Source organism: Nonomuraea thailandensis, assembly GCF_024172165.1.
GTDB classification, from domain to species: Bacteria; Actinomycetota; Actinomycetes; order Streptosporangiales; family Streptosporangiaceae; genus Nonomuraea; species Nonomuraea thailandensis.
This window is the reverse complement of record NZ_JAMZEB010000002.1, coordinates 11,965,169-11,984,077: the sequence shown is the minus strand read 5'-3', so window position 1 is coordinate 11,984,077 and position 18,909 is coordinate 11,965,169. Positions and strand designations below refer to the sequence as shown.

The window sequence follows — 18,909 nt, the reverse complement described above, 5'->3', positions numbered from 1 at the left end:
GTCAGACACGGCCGACGCCCCCACGCGGCACACCCCTCCGCCGGCCGTGCCCCACCACGGCCGACGCCCTGTCACGGCACCAGCTTGAACCCCGTGACCCTGCCACGGCCAGCCCCGGCCGCCATCCGCCCGCCCCGGCCCCTCCGCCGGGACCCGCCGAAGCCGGCGGGCGGGGAGGGGACGGAGGCCCGCACAGCGGGCTACGAGCGGATCAGGCGCTGTGCCTGGGCGCAGCCCCGGCAGTCGGCTTCACGGTGCCGGGCTTGTGAACAACGATCTTCTTCATGGACGGGCCTTTCACGTTCCAACGGGACCGAACGATCAATGACCGGTACATGTCAACACATTGAAAAGTCGCCGATCAAGGTTTCATCTGGTAAAGGCCCATTTCAACGACATTTTGGACGAGCCCGAAAGCGTCACTCCCCGCCGAGGATCGCGTCCACGAACACCTCGGGGTCGAACGGCGCCAGATCGTCTGGCCCCTCGCCCAGGCCCGCCAGCTTGACCGGGACGCCCAGCTCACGCTGCACCGAGATGACGATGCCGCCCTTCGCCGTGCCGTCGAGCTTGGTCAGCGCGATGCCCGTGATGTTCACCACCTCGGCGAACACCTGCGCCTGCCGCATGCCGTTCTGACCGGTGGTCGCGTCGAGGACCAGCAGCACCTCGTCGACCGTGGCCTTCTTCTCGATGACCCGCTTGACCTTGCCCAGCTCGTCCATCAGCCCGGTCTTGGTGTGCAGCCGCCCGGCGGTGTCGACGATCACGACGTCGACCTTCTCCTCGATGCCCTTGGCCACCGCGTCGAACGCCACGGACGCCGGGTCGCCGCCCTCGGGCCCGCGCACCGTGTCGGCGCCCACCCGCTCGCCCCACGTCTGGAGCTGGTCGGCGGCGGCGGCGCGGAAGGTGTCGGCCGCGCCGAGCACCACCTTCTTGCCGTCGCCGATCAGGGATCGGGCCAGCTTGCCGGTGGTGGTGGTCTTGCCGGTGCCGTTCACGCCCACGACCAGGACGACCGCGGGCCGCTCGCCGTGCTTGCGCACGTGCAGCGTGCGGTCGAGGTCGGGGTTGACCTGGGCCAGGAGCTGCTCCCTGAGCAGGCCGCGCACCTCGTCGTGGGTGCGGCTGCCCAGCACCTTCACCTTGGTGCGCAGCTCCTCCACCATGGCGCGGGTCGGTGCGACGCCCACGTCGGCGGTGATCAGGCTCTCCTCGATCTCGTCCCACACCTCGTCGTCGAGGCGGTCGCGGGACAGCAGCTCCAGCAGGCCGCGCCCGAGCGCGTTCTGCGAGCGGGCCAGGCGCGAGCGCAGCCGCACCATCCGGCCGGCGGACGGCGGCGGAACCTCGACCTCGGGCTCCACGACCATCGGCTCGGCGGGCTTGACCGGCGGCGGAAGCGTGGTGGTGGCGCCCTCGGCCTCCTCACCCGCGCCGGCGGGCCGCTTCTCCTCCTCGGGAAGCACGGGGGCCTCTGGCGGCTTGACCGGCGGGGCCGCCTTGCGACCCGGCCTGAACAGCAGGAAGAGACCGCCGGCCGCCAGCAGGGCGACGACGGCCACGATCACGATGACGCCGAGGTAACCATCCACAAGATGTCAGTTTTCCAGATCGACCACCATGGTCACGCCCAAGGCCACACCGATCAGGCCGTTTCGCGTTCCCTCAGCCGCTGGCTGACGACCTGTGTCACGCCGTCACCGCGCATCGACACGCCGTAGAGCGCGTCGGCGATCTCCATCGTGCGCTTGTTGTGGGTGATGACGATGAGCTGTGAGCTCTGTCGCAGCTCCTCGAAGAGCATGAGCAGCCGCTGCGTGTTGGTGTCGTCGAGGGCGGCCTCGACCTCGTCCATCACGTAGAAGGGCGACGGCCGCGCCTTGAAGATCGAGATCAGGAACGCCACCGCCGTCAGCGAACGCTCGCCGCCCGACAGCAGCGACAGCCGCTTGACCTTCTTGCCCGGCGGCCTGGCCTCGACCTCGATGCCGGTGGTCAGCATGTCGCCGGGGTCGGTCAGCACCAGCCGGCCGTCGCCGCCGGGGAACACCCGGCCGAAGATCTGCTCGAACTCGCGGGCCACGTCCTCGTACGCCGAGGCGAACATCTGCTCCACCCGGTCGTCGACCTCCTTGACCACGGTCAGCAGGTCGCGCCTGGTCTTCTTGAGGTCCTCCAGCTGGGAGTTGAGGAAGGAGTGCCGCTCCTCCAGGGCCGCGAACTCCTCCAGCGCCAGCGGGTTGACCTTGCCGAGCTGGTTCATCTGCCGCTCGGCCGCCCTGGCCCGCTTCTCCTGCTCCTCGCGCACGTACGGCACGGGCGGCTCGCCGGGCACCGGCGCCTCGGGGCCGTACTCGGCGATCAGCGACTCGGCCTCGACCCCGAACTCCTCCAGCGCCCGCTGCTCCATCTGCTCCAGCCGCAGCCGCTGCTCGGTGCGCGCCACCTCGTTGCCGTGCACCCGGTTGACCAGTTTGTCCAGCTCCTGGCCCAGCTCGCGGACGCGCAGGCGGACCTGCTTGAGCTCGGCGTCCACGGCCACCCTCGCCAGGTCGGCCTCGTCGCGCTCCCTGGAGGCGAGCTGGACGGACGCCGCGAGGGCCTGCAGCACCTGCTTGGCGCCCTTACTGACGGCCTCGGCCAGCGCGGCCTGGCGCCTGCGCCTGGCGCGCTGAGCGGCCGCCTGGGCGCGTTCCTCGCGCTCCCGCCTGGCGGCCCGCAGCAGGCCGTCGGCGCGGCCCTCGATGCCCTTGACGCGCTCCTCGGCGGTGCGCACCTGCAGCCGGGTGTCCATCTCGCGCTGCCTGGCGCCCTCCACGGCGCTCGCCAGGTCGTCGCGCAGGTCGGTGGTGGGCTCCGACTCCAGCTCCTGGGCGTACTCGGCCTCGGCCAGGCGGATCTCCAGCTCCGCCAGCTCCTCCTGGCGCTCGGTGCGGGCCTCCTCCGCCCTGGCCACGCTCCTGGCCAGGCGCTCGGCCTCGTCGCGGGCCGCGTCGGCGGCGGCCTCGATCTGGGCGAGCCGCTGGGCCGCCGCCGCGTTGCGCTGGTCGGCCTCGCGCTGGCGGGCCCTGATCTGGTCGAGGCCGCCCTGGGCCGCGCTCACCCCCGCCTGGGCGGTGGTGACGGTGGTCTGGGCCTCGCCGACGTGCGCCTGGGCGGCCTCCAGGGCGGCCTGCGCGGCCTGCTCGGCCTCGATCGCCGTGTCCAGGGCCGTGGCGGCGGACTCAGCCCTGGCCTCGGCCTCCTCAAGGTCCGCGACGGCCTCGTCGAGCGCGGCCCGCACCTGGAGGACGGACGTGCCCGCCTCCGCGCCTCCCGCCGCCAGGTGGGCGCTGACGAGATCGCCCGCCTCGGTCACCGCTCTGAGATGGGGGTGGCGGTCGGCGACGGCCCGGGCGGTCTCCAGGTCGGCCACGAGCACGACGTCGGCCAGCACGTGCTCCAGGGCGGGCCGAAGGTGGTCGGGCACCGTCACCAGGTCGGCCACCCACCGGCCGCCGCCGGGAGCCGCCGCCCGCGGGCCGCCCCCGCCGTACGCCTCCTCGCCTCCGCCGAAGCCGTTGCCCGCCACCAGGAGCGTCGCCTGGCCGGACCCCTGCGAGCGCAGCAGCTCCAGCGCCTCCACGGCCGTGTCGAGGGTCTTGACGGCGATGGCCTCGGCGGCCGGGCCCAGGACGGCGGCCACCGCCTGCTCGGCCCCCGGTGTCACCTGCATCGAGGCCGCCAGCGGCCCCAGCACCCCGGCCAGGTCGGCGTCCAGCACCGCCGCGCCGCCGTCGCCCTTGGCCAGGCCCAGCTCCAGGGCGTCACGGCGGGCGGCCAGGGCGGCGACCGAGCGCTGGGCCTGCTGGTCGGCGGCGCGAGCCGTGCTCACGCCGGACTTGGCGGCCTGAAGGGCGGAGCGGGGCGCGTCGAGGCCGGACTTGGCCTCTTCGAGGGCGGCGCGCGCCTCGTCGGCCACCGCCCTGGCCTCCTCGACCATGGCCTGCGCGGCGGCCAGCTCCTCGGCCAGCCCCGGATCGACGGCGGGCTCCTCCAGCCGCTGCGTCTCGAGCTCTTCCCTGGCCTGCCGCTCCCGCTCGCCGGCGTCGGCCACGGCCTGCTGGAGGCGCCCGATCTCCTCGCCCGCGGCGCGGGCGCGGCTGCGTACGGAGTCGACCTGCCCGCGCAGCTTGGCCAGGCCCTCGCGGCGGTCGGCGGCGGCCCTGGCGGCCATCGCGAGCCGCTGCTCCTCGGCGCTCAGCCCGGCCTCGGCCTCGGCGCGCCGCTGGACGGCGTCCTCCAGCAGCTCCTGGGCCTGCTCCAGCTCGGCCTTGAGGATGAGCTCCCGCTCGCGCACCTCGGCGGCCTCGCGTTCGAGCTCCTCCGGGTCGCGGCCGCGGCGCTCGATGGCGGCGGCGTCGAGGGCGTGGCGGTGGCGCTCGGCGGCGAGCTGCTCCAGGCCGGTGATGCGCTCGCGCAGCGAGGACAGCCTGAAGTAGGTCTCCTGGGCGGCGGCCAGCCGCGGCTGGGCCTCGGCCTCGGCGGCCTCCAGCGCGCCCTCGCGCTGCTGGGCCTGGGCGAGCTCGGTCTCCACCTGCTGCCGCCTGGCCGTGATCGCGGCCTCGTCGGCGGCCTCGCGCTCCAGCGTGCCCCTCAGGATGCACACGTCGTCGGCCAGCAGCCGCAGCCTGGCGTCGCGCAGGTCGGCCTGGATGACGGCGGCCCTGCGGGCGATCTCGGCCTGGCGGCCCAGCGGCTTGAGCTGGCGGCGCAGCTCGGTGGCGAGGTCCTGGACGCGGGTCAGGTTGGCCTGCATAGCGTCGAGCTTGCGCAGCGCCTTCTCCTTGCGCTTGCGGTGCTTGAGCACGCCCGCGGCCTCTTCGATGAAGGCCCGCCGGTCCTCGGGGCCCGCGTGCAGCACGGCGTCGAGCTGGCCCTGCCCGACGATCACGTGCATCTCGCGGCCGATGCCCGAGTCGGACAGCAGCTCCTGGATGTCGAGGAGGCGGCAGGTGTCGCCGTTGATCGCGTACTCGCTCTGCCCCGACCGGAACATCAGCCGGCTGATCGTGACCTCGGTGTAGTCGATCGGCAGCGCGCCGTCGGAGTTGTCGATGGTCAGCGTCACCTCGGCGCGGCCCAGCGGGGGCCGGGATGAGGTGCCGGCGAAGATGACGTCCTCCATCTTGCCGCCGCGCAGCGACTTGGCGCTGTGCTCGCCCATGACCCAGGCCAGGGCGTCGACGACGTTGGACTTGCCGGACCCGTTGGGGCCGACGACGCAGGTGATGCCGGGCTCGAAACGCAGGGCGGTGGCCGAGGCGAAGGACTTGAAGCCGCGCAGGGTGAGGGTCTTCAGGTACAAGCGCGACCCCCTTCTCCTGAACGGACCTTGAACAGACCTCGGAAAAGCCTACTGGTCCTAGCTGCCCCGGGTGGGCATCTACAGTCGGGTCCGCGCTCCGCCAGGAGTTTCAGGGCAAATAACAAGGGACGCCTCTCAGAGACGTCCCTGGGTCTTGCGCTCCGATCACTCTCAGGTGAGTGCCGGCTCGCGCTCCTGCACGCGGCTTAGCGCCTCGTCGCGGGTTTGCGCTGCAAGAGCGTCATTCGTGGCCTGAAGTCGGATGAGTTCTGCCTCCAGATCCCGGATACGCTGCTGCAGGCGGCGCATCTCCGAGACCATCCGAGGGTCAGGACCGCCGACGTGGCCGAGTAGAGCCTTCGCCATGGTAAAGGGTCCTCCACGCTGAGTGACCAGACTGGTTCGCGCACTTCTATTCCGCGGGAGGGGTGCGCGTGGTACCTAACAAGAGTCGCACCGGCAGTGTGGGCGGTCAAGTCGAACGAACCGCTGAGCCCTACTGATGGGCACTCCCGACATACAACTATACCCTATTTGGGCGGTTTGGCGAAACGGGCTACCTCTCCGTGAATCCGCCCAAACTACCTCGGGGTTCGCTCCAGCGTTCCACTACTCCATCCACCCTGCCCGGCGTGTCGCAACCTCTGAGCAGCTCCAGGAGCTTGACGCACGCCTCGCGCTCCCCCTCCGCGACCACCTCGACCCGGCCGTCGTCGGTGTTGCGCGCCCAGCCCACCAGGCCGAGCTCCAGCGCACGCGCCCGCGTCCACCAGCGGAAGCCCACCCCCTGGACGCGGCCCCTGACCCAGGCCGTCAGCCGGACGTCCTCGCCGCCCTCCGCCATGTCATCCCCCTCACGCCACCAGTGCCATGGCCGACTCGCGGACCGCCGCCTCGTTGAACGCCCTGATGGCGGCCGTCTCCCTGCCCCGCGCCCAGGCCAGGCCCAGGATCGACGGAGGCAGCCCGGTGACGGGCACGAAGCTGAGGTCGGGACGGGCGAGCTGAAGCGCCGTGGGCGTGCAGAACAGCATGCCGCCCCTGTTGAGCGCCACCTGAGTCAGGCCCTCCTGCGTGGTGGCCACCTTACCGGCCCGGGGAATCGGGCGCCCGGAAGGGGTTACGGAGGGTGCCATCCGCTCGTGCCACGCGCGCGGCGCCGGCCCGTCGAGACCGATGAGCGGGACGGAGGCCAGCTCCTCCACCCCCATGCCCGTCCGGCTCGCCAACGGGTGCCTGACGGAGACGCCGAGCAGGTGGGACACGTGGTTGAGCCCCTCACCGGTCACCAGGTCCGGCTCGTCCACCGGCAGCAGCGTGAACGCGATGTCCACCAGCCCCGCCCGCAGCTTGCTGAAGGGGTCGGAGAGCGGGATCTCCACCAGCTCGACCACGCATCCCGGATTGCGCAGCTCGAAGGCCCGCACGCTGCCCGTCACGACGTCCGTCGGCGTGGCCAGGAACCCGACCCTGATCACCCCCGTCACCTCGCGCGCCGCCGCCTTGGCCCTCGTCACGGCCTGCGCCATGCCGTCGTAGGCGGGCCGCAGGTCGGCCAGGAAGCGCTCGCCGAGCGGCGTGAGGCGCACGCGCCTGCTCGTCCGGTCGAAGAGCCGGCCGCCGATCCTGGTCTCCAGGGAGCGCAGGAGCTGGCTCACCCGGCCCGGCGACAGGTAGAGCCGCTCCGCCGTACGGGCGAAGTGCAGCTCCTCGCTGAGCACGATGAAGCACTCCAGCTCCCTGAACTCCATGCCCCGACCTCCGGCTCGATCGCTTAGCCCACCTAAACCAAGCCTTCGGGCTTCGTCATTGTTCCCGCCCGCGGCCGGCAGAAGGCTGGGCCGCATGACTGTGACAGATGTTCCCGTACGGGCCCGCTGGCTCGCCGTGACCTCGGTGGCGGTGGGCACGTTCACCGTGGTGACCAGCGAGATGTTGCCGGTGGGCCTGCTGACCACGATGGCCGCCGACCTCGGCGTCTCGGCGGGCACGGCCGGCTTGACGATGACGGCGCCCGGGCTGGTGGCCGCCGCCGCGGCGCCCGTCCTGGCGATCACCGCGCGCCGGGCCGACCGGCGGCTCCTCCTGCTGGGGCTGATGGCGCTGCTGGCGGTGGCCAACCTGGCGGCAGCGGCGGCCCCCGCCCATCCCGTCATGCTGGCCGCCAGGGTGCTGACCGGGGTGAGCATCGGCGGGTTCTGGGCGTTCGCGGCCGGGCTCGGGACGCGGCTGGTGCCGGAGCGGTCCGTCGGGCGGGCCACCTCGATCATCCTGGGCGGGGTCTCCGTGGCGTCGGTGCTGGGGGTGCCGGCGGCGACGTTCGTCTCGTCGTTCGCGGGGTGGCGCAGCGCGTTCGCCGCGGCGGGGGTGCTGGCGCTGGCCCTGCTCGCGTTGCTGGCCACGTCGCTGCCGCCGTTGAAGCCCGCACCGGAGCCTGAATCGTCACCCGTGCCGGAAAAGCGCTCCTCGTGGCTCTCAGGGCCGCTCAAGCTCGTCCTGGTGCTGACGGCCCTGACCGTCTCCGGCCACTTCGTGGCCTACACCTACGTCCGTCCGTTCCTGGAGGAGGTCGCGCACGCCGGCCCCGCCTTCGTGAGCACCGCCCTCCTGCTGTACGGCGCCGCGGGCGTGGCGGGGAACTTCGCCGCGGGCGCCCGGGCGGCCAGGAACCCCCGGCTGACCCTGATCACGCTGGTCACGCTCATGGCCGTGGCCATGGCGGCGCTGGTGCTGACCGGCGTGCCCGCGCTCCTCGCGCTCGTGGTCTGGGGGCTCGGCTACGGCGGAGTCGGGGTGACCCTGCAACTGTGGATCATGCGCTCGGGCGGCGGCGAGCTGGGCACGGCGCTGTTCGTCGGCGCCTTCAACGTCTCCATCGCGCTCGGCGCGCTGGCCGGCGGCCGGATCGCCGACGGGCTGTCGGTCTCCGCGGTGATGTGGGCGGGGGCCGGCCTGATCGTGATCAGCGGCGCCGTCGCCGCCGTCGGAGGCAGGGTCAGCGCGGCCGCCGCTGGCACCGGGGGCAGGAGTAGGACGAGCGGTTCATGAACGCCTCGCGCCTGATGGCGCTGCCGCACCGGGAGCAGGGCAGGTCGCGCCGCCCGTACACCTCCAGCGAGCGCTCGAAGTACCCGCTCTCGCCGTTGACGTCGACGTACAGGCTGTCGAAGGAGGTGCCGCCCTGTTCGAGCGCGGCCCCCATGACGGTGCGCACGGCCGTCAGCAGCTCCGACACCTTGGGCCTGGTCAGCGTCTCCGTCGGCCGGGCCCAGTGCAGCCGGGCGATCCACAGCGCCTCGTCGGCGTAGATGTTGCCGACACCGCTGATCAGCGACTGGTCGAGCAGCGCCCGCTTGATCTCGGTGCGCTTGGCCCTGAGCCTGCGGGTGAACTCGGCCTCGTCGAACGCGGCCTCGAACGGGTCGGGGGCGATGTGCGCGATCGGCGCGGGCACGCCCCCGGCCAGCGGGCTGAGCATGACGTGACCGAACGTGCGCTGGTCCACGAAGCGCAGGTCGGGGCCGCCGTCCTCGAAGCGCAGGCGTACCCGCAGGTGCTTCTCCAGCGGGGTGTCCGGCTGCACGACCAGGAGCTGGCCGCTCATCCCCAGGTGGGCCATGAGCGCCTCGTCGGCGCCCGACAGCGGCAGCCACAGGTACTTGCCGCGGCGTTGCGCGGACAGCACCGTGCGGCCCTTGAGCCGCGCGGTGAACTCGTCGGCGCCGGGCACGTGCCGCCTGATCGCGCGGGGGTGCAGCACCTCCGCCGAGGCGATCTCGCGCCCGGTCACCCATTGCGCCAGGCCGCGCCTGACGACCTCGACCTCCGGCAGCTCAGGCACCTGTGACCTCTTCCGAACGGGGGTACACGACTCTCACCCTGTGGCCAACGCCGGGCGCCGCCCGAACCTTCCCGGGGGGGCTCAGCCCGCGGGCTGGCTCTCACGCTGGTCGCGACGGGCCCTGATGCGGGTCCACGCCGCCTCGGCCGCCTGCTGCTCGGCCTCCTTCTTGCTGCGCCCGGTGCCCGACCCGTACGACTCGCCGCCGACGCGGACCATGGCCGTGAACGACTTGGCGTGGTCGGGCCCGCTCTCCTCGACGTGGTACTCGGGCACCCCGAGCGCCTCGGAGGCGGTCAGCTCCTGCAGCGAGGTCTTCCAGTCGAGCCCGGCGCCGAGCGAGGCCGAGCGCACGATCAGCGGGTCGAACAGCAGGTGCACCACCCGGAACGCCTCGTCGAGGCCCTTGTCGACGTAGATCGCGCCGATCAGCGCCTCAAGGGTGTCGGCCAGGATGGAGGACTTGTCGCGCCCGCCGGTGCCCTCCTCGCCCCTGCCGAGCCGCAGGAACCGGCCGAGGCCGAGGCCCCTGGCCACGTCGGCCAGCGCGCGCATGTTGACCACCGCGGCACGCAGCTTCGCGAGCTGGCCTTCCGGCAGGTCGGGGTGGTTGCGGTAGAGCGTGTCGGTGACCACCAGGCCCAGCACCGAGTCGCCGAGGAACTCCAGGCGCTCGTTGGTGGGCAGGCCGCCGTTCTCGTACGCGTAGGAGCGGTGCGTCAGCGCCCGCTCCAGGATGTCGAGGTCGAGCCCGACCGAAAGGACCCGCTCCAACTCGTCTCTGGCGACCTCGACGGCCACCGGCTTAGGACCTGCGCCCACGTGCTTCCTCCTCGGACATCTTCCTACGGCGCGCCGGCTGCGGAAGATGCCCGAAAACGTGGTGGGCGTCGGGGTAACACGTTAGCCCCGGCGTCCACCACGGCCGCGGGCGAACCGCCGCCGCACGCATCTGAGACGTTAACGCCGACCGAGGCACTTTGGCACCCGGTCGGCATCACGTCAACTGCTACTGAATCAGGCGGACGGCTCGATGACCTGACGACGGTTGTAGGTGCCGCAGGTGGGGCACGCGATGTGCGGCTGCTTGGGCGAACGGCACTGCGGGCAGCTCACCAGGGCGACAGCAGTCGTCTTCCACTGGGAGCGACGGGCGCGGGTGTTGCTCCGCGACATCTTTCGCTTCGGGACGGCCACGTCACTTCTCCTGATCGTTATCTTTGTCGGTAATCAGACCTTGCAACGACGCCCAGCGGGCGTCGATCTTCTCGTGCCGGTGATCGTCGCCGGCCTCGGCCAGCTTGATCCCGCACTCCGTGCAGAGCCCCTCGCAATCCTCACGGCACACGGGGCTCAACGGCAGTGCGAGCACCACCGCGTCGCGGAACGTCGGCTCGAGGTCGAACAGCTCACCGTCGAGCAGCGAATCCTCCTCCGAGGCGTCCTCGTCGGAGTAGAAGAACAGCTCCTGCAGATCGACGTCGATCTCCAAGGAGACCGGGTCGAGACACCGCGCGCACTCCCCGGCGAGCGGAGCACGCGCCGTGCCCGAGACGAGCACGCCTTCCATCACTGCTTCGAGCCGGAGATCCAGCTCGACTTCGGCGTCCTTGGGGACACCGATCATGTCGACGCCGAGGTCCGCCGGAGCCGGGAGCGTCAGGGTCATCTGCCGCATCGTCCCCGGTCGCTTACCCAGGTCATGAGTGGAGATCACCCACGGGGAGCGGGGGTCGAGGTGCTGAGTCATCCTGCTCTCGCTAGGCATGGCGAAAACAATCGCCGTCGTACAAGGCCGAAATGAAAGGATAGCAGCTCGCGGTCAGCCCCTGAGCCGCTCGATGAGCAGCGTGTGCACCAGATCGGGCACCAGACCCGAGACGTCCCCACCATACCGGGCGATCTCCTTCACCCGGGAGGAGGACAGGAACGAGTACTCGGGGTTCGTGGGCATGAACAGCGTCTCGACCCCCGACAGGCGGTAGTTGAGCTGTGCCATCTGCAGCTCGTAGTCGAAGTCGCTGACCACCCTGATGCCCTTGACGATGGCGGGGATGTCGTTCTGCCTGCAGAAGTCGACCAGCAGGCCGTGGAACTTCTGCACTTTGACGTTCGGGTATTCCTTGGTCACGGTCTGCAGGATCTCGATCCGTTCGTCAACCGTGAACAGGCTGCTCTTCTCGACGTTGATGAGGACTGCCACGGTCACCTCGTCGTACAGCCGTGCGGCACGGCCGATGATGTCGAGGTGGCCATTGGTGATGGGGTCGAACGACCCCGGGCAGACTACGCGGCGCAAGACGCCTCCCAGGTCTACGGGTTCCCGGCGGCGCGACCGTACCAAACGGACGCTTCGCCATAACGACGGACCCTCTCCTCAACGTAACCTTCCGGCCACATCAAGGGCTTTCCCCTGCTTTCCCTCTCGAACGCCACCAAAGCCTCGTCCGCCAGCCAGCCGTTGTCGCGCAGCAGCGCCAGCACCGTCTGGACCTCGTCGTCCGCCACGACGTAGGGCGGATCGGCGAAGACGATCTCGAACGGCGCCTCCGGGGGCCTGCCCAGCAGCCGCTCCACCTTGTCGGCCACCACCTGCGCGCCCTTCAGGCCGAGCGCGGCGACGTTCGCCCTGATCGTGCGGACCGCCTTCGGGTCGGACTCGACCAGCACCGCCTCGGCTGCGCCCCGTGACAGCGCCTCCAGGCCGATCGCGCCCGAGCCGGCGTACAGGTCGAGGACGCGGGCGTCGCGCAGCCCGTACAGTGAATCGAGCGTCAAGAGGATGCCTTCCCGAGCTCTGTCGCTGGTCGGCCTCGTGCCGCGCCCCGGCGGCACGGCCAACCGCCGCCCACCTGCCACGCCTGCGATGATCCGCGTCATGTGACCCATTGTTCCGCATGTTCACGCAGGTCAAGAGTGGACAAGTGTCTGCCTCGACTGCGCAAGGGTGATTGGCATCGGGGTGCCCGGCCCGCAAGATGATGACTGCGGCCTTCAAGGTGACCCACGTGAAGGCCGACCGGCGTGATCGTGAGCCCTTCCGCACGCCGGTTCCCTCGGCACCTGACCCGAGGGTGGGCCCAGCCGGGGACGGCATTCGGGGGGAGGCCGTCCCCGCGGCTGGGTTCGCAGGATCGCAGGTCCTTCCCAGGCACGCGGCCGGAGCCGCAGGCTCTCAGGTCTTCTCCAGGTACTCCGCCCGCTCGTCCGCCAGCAGCCGGTCGATCTCCGCCCGCAGCCCCTCGTGCCGCGCGAGGTCGGGGTCCGCGTCCAGCAGGGCGGCGGCCTCGTCCCTGGCCGTGGCGATCACGTCCTCGTCACGCAGCAGTTGCAGCAGCTTCAGCGACGACCGCTTGCCCGACTGCGCGGCCCCCAGCACGTCGCCCTCCCGCCGCTGCTCCAGGTCGACCCGCGACAGCTCGAAGCCGTCCAGGGTGGCCGCCACCGCGTCCAGGCGAGCCCGCGCGGGAGTGCCCTCGGGAAAGTCGGAGACCAGGAGGCACAGGCCGGGCAGGCCGCCCCGGCCGACGCGGCCGCGGAGCTGGTGGAGCTGGGAGACGCCGAAGCGGTCGGCGTCCATGATGATCATGACGGAGGAGTTGGGCACGTCGACGCCGACCTCGATGACCGTCGTGGCCACCAGGACGTCGAGCTCGCCGCGGGTGAACGCGCGCATGATCGCGTCCTTCTCCTCGGGCGGGAGCTTGCCGTGCAGGGTGCCGACGCGCAGGTCGTGGAAGGGGCCCTCGGTGAGCAGCTCGGCCACGTCGAGGACGGCCAGCGGCGGGCGGCGCTCGTCGTCGGAGGCCGCGCCCGCCAGGTCGCCCTCGTCGCCCTCCAGGTCGCCGATGCGGGGGCACACGATGTACGCCTGCCGCCCCAGCGCCACCTCCTCCCTGACCCGCTGCCAGGTGCGCTCCAGGTAGTGGGGCTTCTCGGCGGCCGGGACGACGTGGCTGGTGATGGGCGCGCGGCCCGACGGGAGCTGGGAGAGCGTGGAGACCTCCAGGTCGCCGAAGACGGTCATGGCGACCGTGCGCGGGATCGGGGTCGCGGTCATGACCAGCACGTGCGGCCGCCCGCCGCCCCCCTTCTCGCGCAGCGCGTCACGCTGCTCCACCCCGAACCGGTGCTGCTCGTCCACCACGACCAGCCCCAGGTCGGCGAACTGCACGTGCTCCTGCAGCAGCGCGTGCGTGCCGACGACGATGCCCGCCGTGCCCGAGGCCGCGTCGAGCAGGGCCGAGCGGCGGGCGGCGGCGCCCATCGAGCCGGTCAGCAGCGTGACCGCCGTGCCGCCGAACATGCCGCCCTGCGCCAGGTCGCCCAGCATGTTCGTGATCGAGCGGTGGTGCTGCTGGGCCAGCACCTCCGTGGGGGCCAGCAGCGCCGCCTGGCCGCCGGCGTCCACGACCTGGAGCATCGCCCGCAGCGCCACGACCGTCTTGCCCGCGCCGACCTCGCCCTGCAGCAGCCGGTGCATGGGGTGCTCGCGCGCCAGGTCGTCGGCGATCTCCTCGCCGACCTGCGCCTGCCCCTCGGTCAGCGAGAACGGCAGCCGCGCGTCGAAGTCGGCCAGCATCCCGTCGGCGCGCCGCGGCCTGGGCCTGGCGGGCCAGGCGGCGGCGGCCTGGCGCCGCTGCAGCAGCACGGCCTGCAGCACGAACGCCTCGTCGAACTTCAGCCTGTTGCGCGCCCGCCCCACCTCCGCGATGTCCTTCGGCCGGTGGATGGCCACCAGCGCCTCCCCGAGGTCCTGCAGCTTGTGGCGGGCCCGCAGGCTCGCGGGCAGCGGGTCGTCGAGGGGTCCGAGCGTGTCGAGCACCATGCCGATGGCGCGCCTGATCGCCCACGGCGTCAGGTCCTTGCCGGCCGGGTAGATGGGCACGGGCGCCGCCGCGAACTCCTCCGCGCTCGCCTCGCTCTCCTCGAACAGCTCGAACTCGGGGTGCGTGAGCTGCCAGCGCGGAGTCGCGCGGGCTCCGAACAGCCCCACCTTGCCGGCGAACATCCCGCGCCGCCCCGGCTTGAGCCGCGACTCGGCCACGTGGGAGCCCTTGCCGAAGAACGACAGGTAGATCTTGCTGCCGCTGCCGTCGACGACCTCGACCTCCAGCCAGGTGCCGCCGCGGTTGCGCATGGGCTTGCGCATGAGCCTGGTCACCTCGCCGACCACGGTGACGTGCTCGTCGACCTCCAGCGCGTCCAGCGAGGTCAGCTCGCCGCGCTCGGCGTAGCGTCGCGGGTAGTGGCGCAGCAGGTCGCCGACCGTCTCCAGGCCGAGCACGCTGTGCAGCAGCTTGGCGGTCTTCGGGTCGAGCGCCTTCGTCAGAGGCTCGTCGAAACGGCTCACGGCAATAAGTTCTACCGCCTGCGGCCGACAGGAATCCCCGATGACGCCTTTCCCGGGGAGTCCGGGGTCACTCCACGCCGATCAGGAGCGGGTAGCCGCCCTGCTCGCCGTCGTACACGACCAGGTCCACGTCCGGCCGCGTGCGCCGCAGGTGCTCCTCCAGCCCGCCCGCCAGCCCCGCCGGCGCCGGCGCGCCCGTGACCAGCGTGACCAGCTCGCCGCCGCCCGCCAGCATCCGGTCCACGACGACGGCGGACACGCCGGCGACCGAGCCGCCGATCACCGCCACGTCCCCGTCGATCAGGCCGAGCACGTCGCCGGGCCGGCACACCCCGGCGCTGGTGAACGCCTCCCTGTCCGCCACCGTCACATGCCCGTACCGGGTGTGCCCCGCCGCGTCGGTCATGGCCACCACGTCGTCGTCGAAGCGGCGCAGCGGGTCGTGCACGGCCAGCGCCGCCAGCCCCTGCACGGTCGCCTTCGTGGGCAGCACGCTGACCGTCACCCCGTCCTCGCGGGCGATCTCCGCCGCCGCGGCGGCGACGGCGCGCACGCCGTCGTCGTTCGGCAGGACGGCGACCTCGCTGCCCGCCTCCCTGATCGCGGCCAGCATCGCGGGGAGCGCCGGCCGGGTGCCCGGCGCGCGCCGCACCACGACCGCGCCGCACTCCTCGAACAGCGCCGCGATCCCGTCGCCCGCCGCGACCGCCACGACGCCGCGCCCCGCGCTGCCGCGGTGGACGCGCTCGGCCAGGTACGTGATCCGGATCCGGTGCGGCCTGCCCGCGCGGATCCCGGCCTCGACGGCGGGCCCGGCCTCGGGGACGTGCACGTGGACGTTCCACAGCCCGTCGCCGCCGACCACGACCAGCGAGTCGCCCATGGCGTCGAGCTCCCCGCGCAGCCACGCCACCGCCCCGTCGTCGGCCTCCAGCAGGTACATCACCTCGTACCCCGCCCCCACCTCCGTCATCGGCGACACCCTGGAGGTGGGCGCGGGCACGTCGTAGTGGCCGGCGGAGGAGCCGCTGATCACCTCGGCGAGGGTCTCCAGCACGATCGCCGCCCCCGCGCCGCCCGCGTCCACGACGCCGCTGCGGGCCAGCACCTCCAGCTGGCCGGGCGTGCGGCGCAGGGCCGCCCGCGCCTCCCCGGCCGCCTGCCTGGCCACCTCGCGCAGATCCCCCTCCACGTCCTGTACGGCCCGCGCCGCCGACTCCAGCACGCTCAGCACCGTGCCCTCGACGGGCCTGGCCACGGCCTCCCTGGCGAGCACGGCCGCCCTGAGCAGCCCGGCGCGCAGGTCGGGGCCGTCCTTGAGCACCTCGGCGAGGCCGCGCAGCGCCTGGCTGACGATCACCCCCGAGTTGCCGCGCGCCCCCACCAGCGCCCCGTACGAGAGCGTCTGCCACACCACGGCCACGTCCACGTCGTCGGGCAGCGACTCGACGGCCTCGGCGGCGGACAGCATGGTCAGGTGCAGGTTCGTGCCGGTGTCGCCGTCGGCCACGGGGAACACGTTGAGCGCGTCGATCTCCGTCCTGGCCTGGCCGAGCGCGTCGGCGGCCCGGCGGGCCCAGCGACGCACGGCGGGCGGTTCGAGGATCTTCATACGACCTCCCGCCCGGCCAGGATGCGCTACCGTTGTGCGTGGAGAATATCGCCGCTCGGGACCCGGTCCAGATGCTCTGGTTCGCGTCCATCGGCGTGGATCAGATATTCTCGTCTGGCTGGCCGGTTGTCCCGGCATGCCCTCCGCCCGGAAAGCATCAGCGGACAGGGCTACATCGACTGTTTTAAGGAGCGATACCGTGGCTTCCGTCTGCGATGTCTGCCGCAAGGGGCCGACCTTCGGCAACAACGTGTCCCACTCGCACCGCCGCACCCGCCGTCGTTGGAACCCCAACATCCAGACGGTCCGCGCGGTCGTGGGCGGCACGCCGAAGAAGCTGAACGTGTGCACGTCGTGCATCAAGGCGGGCAAGGTCACCCGCTAGTTCATACTTCCACGAAGGCCCGCTTCTCCCGGTGAGGGAGCAGCGGGCCTTCGTCATGCCCTGGGGCGCGCACGGCCGCTCGCACGTGCGAGCGCTTCCGGCCCGCCCGCCGCCACGCCCCCAGTGGGTCGGCGCGCGCCCCGAAGGGGTCTGCCACGCGAGCGGCAGCTGACCGCACAAAAAAGGGCCGCCCCGGATGCTGACGGCCTCCTGCACCCGCTGACGGCCTTCTGCGGCCCGTTGGGGTCCTCACGCCGGGGCGAGGCCGTAGCCGGTCTCGCCCCTCGTGCGGTCGTGCGGTCGTGCGGGCGCGGCTCAGGTGACGACGCAGTCCCCCGCGACCAGGCCGCAGTTCTGCGCCTCCGAGCCCCTGCCCGTGGCCGTGAACGTGACCTCCACCGAGGCCCCGGCCGCGATCGTCGCCGTCAGGTCCAGGATCAGCAGGTCGCCGTCCTGGGTCCATTCGGCCCCGTCCACGTCCGTGACCCGGCCGTCCACCGGGACGGAGACCGTCGGGTTCTGGAGCGTCTGGGGCGAGGTGTTGGAGAGCGTCAGGTTGGCCGAGTAGGTGGTGATGCGCTGCTTGATCGTCTGCCTGACGTTGACCGAGCTGCCCGCGCCACTGCCCGACGAGCCCACCGTGCCCGTGGAGGTGGGCGCGGGGGTGCCGCCGGTGGGCGAGCCCGCTCCCGTGTCGGTATGGGAGTCGTCCAGCGTCGAGACCTCCTCGCTCGGGGTCTCCGACGCGCTCTCCTCGACCGGCGGGTCCTCGGTCTCCTCGTCCACGGGGTCCGCCGGCCTCTTCGTCTTGCTCTTGCTCGGCGTGGGCGTGGGTGAGGCGGTCGTGCGGGGCGGCGTGCGGACGTTGGAGGAGGCGGTGGGCGTCGGCGTCTGCGCGGGCTCGCTGTCCTCGGCGGCGTCCTCCACGGGCTCGTCCTCGGACGGCGCCTCGGACTCCTCCTCCGCGGGCTCGGACACCGACGGGCCGGGACCGCTGCTGGTGACCTGCACGGCCGCGCACGTCGTGCCCTCGCACTTGGCCGGGTCACCCGACGAGCTCATGAACTTGACGCCCGCCACGGTCCCGCCGAGCACGACCGCCACGGCGGCCACGGACAGCAGGGCCACCCTGCCCTTGCCGGCGCCCGAGGGGGCGGCCAGCACGTCGTCGCCGCCACCGCCGCCGCGCCCCGACTTGCGGCGGCCACGGCGGCCACGGGGCTCGTCGTCCGGCGCGTCGGAGTCGTTGGACCAGCCGGAGCCGAGGAAGCCGGTCTCGGCGCTCGCCCAGGCCGGGGCCAGCGCGGCGGTCGGCTCACCGGCCACCTTGACGTCGCCCGGCTCGGGCGGGGCGCCGTAGACACCGTTGGGGCCGGAAGGCGAGTCGAACCTGGCGGTGCGCTCGGAATCGTCGAAGGAGTCACGGCGACCGGCGTCCCCGTCGAACGCCCCAGGCCCGTCGAACGGACCGGAATCGGCACCGGTCCGGCTGAATGGGCCCGACCCGTCGCCGGGCCGGCCGAACGGTCCAGGCCCATCTCCGGGCCGGCCGAAGGGACCCGTCCCGCCGCCGAAGGACCCGGGCCCGTCAGCAGGCCGGCCGAAGGGGCCGGCACCGTCTTCAGGCCGGCCGAAGGGGCCAGGTCCGTCGCCGGGCCCAGGATGCCCAGGAGGCGGTCCGTCGAACGGCCCAGGACGTCCAGGCGGCGGCCCGCCGGGCGCGCCCATGCGGTCGGCGGGTCCGTCGAAGAACGACGTGCGCTCAGCCGGCACGTCGAAGAAGCTGGTGCGCTCGGCGGCGGCGTCGAGCGGGCTCGGCCGGTCGAAGGGACCGGAGCCCTGCGCGCCCGGAGCGCCGAAGGCGGCCGGCTGGTCGGGGCCGTGGAAGGCGGGCTCGCCGGGCCCGTTCGCAGCCGCGGGGAAGTCGCCGGTGGAGGGGCCGGAGAAGCCGCCGTGACCGGGGGGCTGGTCCCACTCGGGCGGCCGGGCGAAGGCGCCCGTCGTCTCCAGCGGGCCGACCTCGTCCTCCATGGGCCCTCTGTTGGGCGGGAAGCCGGGTGCTGGGTCGTTGGCAGGGGGGAAGCCGCCGGCGAGGTCGTTGGGCAGCGCGAAGGCCCCGGTGGTCTCGAACGGCTCCGGCTGCGGCCCACGCGGCGGCGGCGCGTCGGTGCGCCGCGGCATGGGGGCCCACTGCCCCGTCACCTCCGGTCGGTCCGGCAGCGATGGCCAGCCTGGCGGCTCGGCCTGCTCGTCAGGACCCCAAAAAGCGCTGTCCCCCCGTTCATCCCCGTCGTCGGATCCACCTGTGCCGTGGCGGCCCATGGCTGCCCTTTCTTCCGGTTACAGTGGCCGCCAATCTTCATAA

The 18,909-nt window shown here is 72.5% G+C and carries 16 protein-coding genes; 2 read left to right on the top strand and 14 right to left on the bottom strand.

What is annotated here, in order from left to right:
- Positions 1-419 precede the first annotated feature (419 nt).
- The 5 genes from ftsY to HD597_RS59815 form a co-directional block, all read right to left on the bottom strand.
- The gene (gene ftsY, locus HD597_RS59835; RefSeq protein ID WP_253757950.1) at positions 420-1,598 is read right to left on the bottom strand and encodes a signal recognition particle-docking protein FtsY; all 1,179 of its coding nucleotides are present in this window, start codon (positions 1,596-1,598) and stop codon (positions 420-422) included.
- Between the two features lie 53 nt (positions 1,599-1,651).
- Entirely contained in the window at positions 1,652-5,353 is a 3,702-nt protein-coding gene (gene smc, locus HD597_RS59830) for a chromosome segregation protein SMC (protein WP_253757948.1), read from the bottom strand.
- Positions 5,354-5,524: 171 nt separating this feature from the next.
- Positions 5,525-5,719 carry a hypothetical protein gene (locus HD597_RS59825; protein ID WP_043618321.1) on the bottom strand — a complete coding sequence of 65 codons (195 nt, stop codon included), beginning with the start codon at positions 5,717-5,719 and terminating at the stop codon, positions 5,525-5,527.
- A gap of 190 nt (positions 5,720-5,909) precedes the next feature.
- The gene (locus tag HD597_RS59820; protein WP_253757946.1) at positions 5,910-6,197 is read right to left on the bottom strand and encodes an acylphosphatase; all 288 of its coding nucleotides are present in this window, start codon (positions 6,195-6,197) and stop codon (positions 5,910-5,912) included.
- Positions 6,198-6,207: 10 nt separating this feature from the next.
- Positions 6,208-7,104, bottom strand: coding sequence for a LysR family transcriptional regulator (locus HD597_RS59815; RefSeq protein ID WP_253757945.1), 897 nt, complete (start codon positions 7,102-7,104; stop codon positions 6,208-6,210).
- Between the two features lie 94 nt (positions 7,105-7,198).
- Here HD597_RS59815 and HD597_RS59810 point away from each other — a divergent pair, with 94 nt between their 5' ends.
- On the top strand, positions 7,199-8,401 hold the full coding sequence (locus HD597_RS59810; RefSeq protein WP_253757943.1) for an MFS transporter: 1,203 nt from the start codon (positions 7,199-7,201) through the stop codon (positions 8,399-8,401).
- Here HD597_RS59810 and mutM read toward each other — a convergent pair.
- The 8 genes from mutM to HD597_RS59770 form a co-directional block, all read right to left on the bottom strand.
- On the bottom strand, positions 8,349-9,194 hold the full coding sequence (gene mutM / locus HD597_RS59805; protein WP_253757941.1) for a bifunctional DNA-formamidopyrimidine glycosylase/DNA-(apurinic or apyrimidinic site) lyase: 846 nt from the start codon (positions 9,192-9,194) through the stop codon (positions 8,349-8,351). The two genes, HD597_RS59810 and mutM, sit on opposite strands and share 53 nt — an antisense overlap.
- An 81-nt stretch (positions 9,195-9,275) precedes the next feature.
- Positions 9,276-9,995: a ribonuclease III gene (gene rnc / locus HD597_RS59800; protein WP_372513655.1), complete on the bottom strand. Its 720-nt coding sequence runs from the start codon at positions 9,993-9,995 to the stop codon at positions 9,276-9,278.
- Positions 9,996-10,211: 216 nt separating this feature from the next.
- Positions 10,212-10,391 (bottom strand): 50S ribosomal protein L32, encoded by a 180-nt coding sequence (rpmF, locus tag HD597_RS59795; protein ID WP_033409409.1) that lies wholly within the window; start codon positions 10,389-10,391, stop codon positions 10,212-10,214.
- 1 nt (position 10,392) lies between these two features.
- Positions 10,393-10,962 (bottom strand): YceD family protein, encoded by a 570-nt coding sequence (locus HD597_RS59790; protein WP_372513609.1) that lies wholly within the window; start codon positions 10,960-10,962, stop codon positions 10,393-10,395.
- A 54-nt stretch (positions 10,963-11,016) separates the two neighbouring features.
- Positions 11,017-11,493, bottom strand: a complete 477-nt coding sequence (coaD, locus tag HD597_RS59785) for a pantetheine-phosphate adenylyltransferase (protein WP_253757937.1) — start codon at positions 11,491-11,493, stop codon at positions 11,017-11,019.
- 14 nt (positions 11,494-11,507) lie between these two features.
- The gene (gene rsmD, locus HD597_RS59780; protein ID WP_253757935.1) at positions 11,508-12,074 is read right to left on the bottom strand and encodes a 16S rRNA (guanine(966)-N(2))-methyltransferase RsmD; all 567 of its coding nucleotides are present in this window, start codon (positions 12,072-12,074) and stop codon (positions 11,508-11,510) included.
- A 295-nt stretch (positions 12,075-12,369) separates the two neighbouring features.
- Positions 12,370-14,547: an ATP-dependent DNA helicase RecG gene (gene recG, locus HD597_RS59775; RefSeq protein WP_253757933.1), complete on the bottom strand. Its 2,178-nt coding sequence runs from the start codon at positions 14,545-14,547 to the stop codon at positions 12,370-12,372.
- A 67-nt stretch (positions 14,548-14,614) separates the two neighbouring features.
- Complete coding sequence (locus HD597_RS59770; protein ID WP_253757931.1) at positions 14,615-16,159, bottom strand: DAK2 domain-containing protein; 1,545 nt, start codon at positions 16,157-16,159, stop codon at positions 14,615-14,617.
- Positions 16,160-16,358: 199 nt separating this feature from the next.
- Between HD597_RS59770 and rpmB the strand changes: the two genes are divergently transcribed.
- Positions 16,359-16,544, top strand: a complete 186-nt coding sequence (rpmB, locus tag HD597_RS59765; protein ID WP_043618345.1) for a 50S ribosomal protein L28 — start codon at positions 16,359-16,361, stop codon at positions 16,542-16,544.
- A 315-nt stretch (positions 16,545-16,859) separates the two neighbouring features.
- Here rpmB and HD597_RS59760 read toward each other — a convergent pair whose 3' ends face one another.
- Positions 16,860-18,725, bottom strand: a complete 1,866-nt coding sequence (locus tag HD597_RS59760) for a hypothetical protein (RefSeq protein WP_253757929.1) — start codon at positions 18,723-18,725, stop codon at positions 16,860-16,862.
- Positions 18,726-18,909: the final 184 nt, after the last annotated feature.

Bases quoted from the DNA above. Each gene is read 5' to 3' on its own strand.
- HD597_RS59825 (WP_043618321.1), bottom strand. From the start codon at position 5,719: ATGGCGAAGGCTCTACTCGGCCACGTCGGCGGTCCTGACCCTCGGATG.
- HD597_RS59820 (WP_253757946.1), bottom strand. From the start codon at position 6,197: ATGGCGGAGGGCGGCGAGGACGTCCGGCTGACGGCCTGGGTCAGGGGC.
- HD597_RS59815 (WP_253757945.1), bottom strand. From the start codon at position 7,104: ATGGAGTTCAGGGAGCTGGAGTGCTTCATCGTGCTCAGCGAGGAGCTG.
- HD597_RS59810 (WP_253757943.1), top strand. From the start codon at position 7,199: ATGACTGTGACAGATGTTCCCGTACGGGCCCGCTGGCTCGCCGTGACC.
- HD597_RS59790 (WP_372513609.1), bottom strand. From the start codon at position 10,962: ATGCCTAGCGAGAGCAGGATGACTCAGCACCTCGACCCCCGCTCCCCG.
- rsmD (WP_253757935.1), bottom strand. From the start codon at position 12,074: ATGACGCGGATCATCGCAGGCGTGGCAGGTGGGCGGCGGTTGGCCGTG.
- HD597_RS59770 (WP_253757931.1), bottom strand. From the start codon at position 16,159: ATGAAGATCCTCGAACCGCCCGCCGTGCGTCGCTGGGCCCGCCGGGCC.
- HD597_RS59760 (WP_253757929.1), bottom strand. From the start codon at position 18,725: ATGCCGCGGCGCACCGACGCGCCGCCGCCGCGTGGGCCGCAGCCGGAG.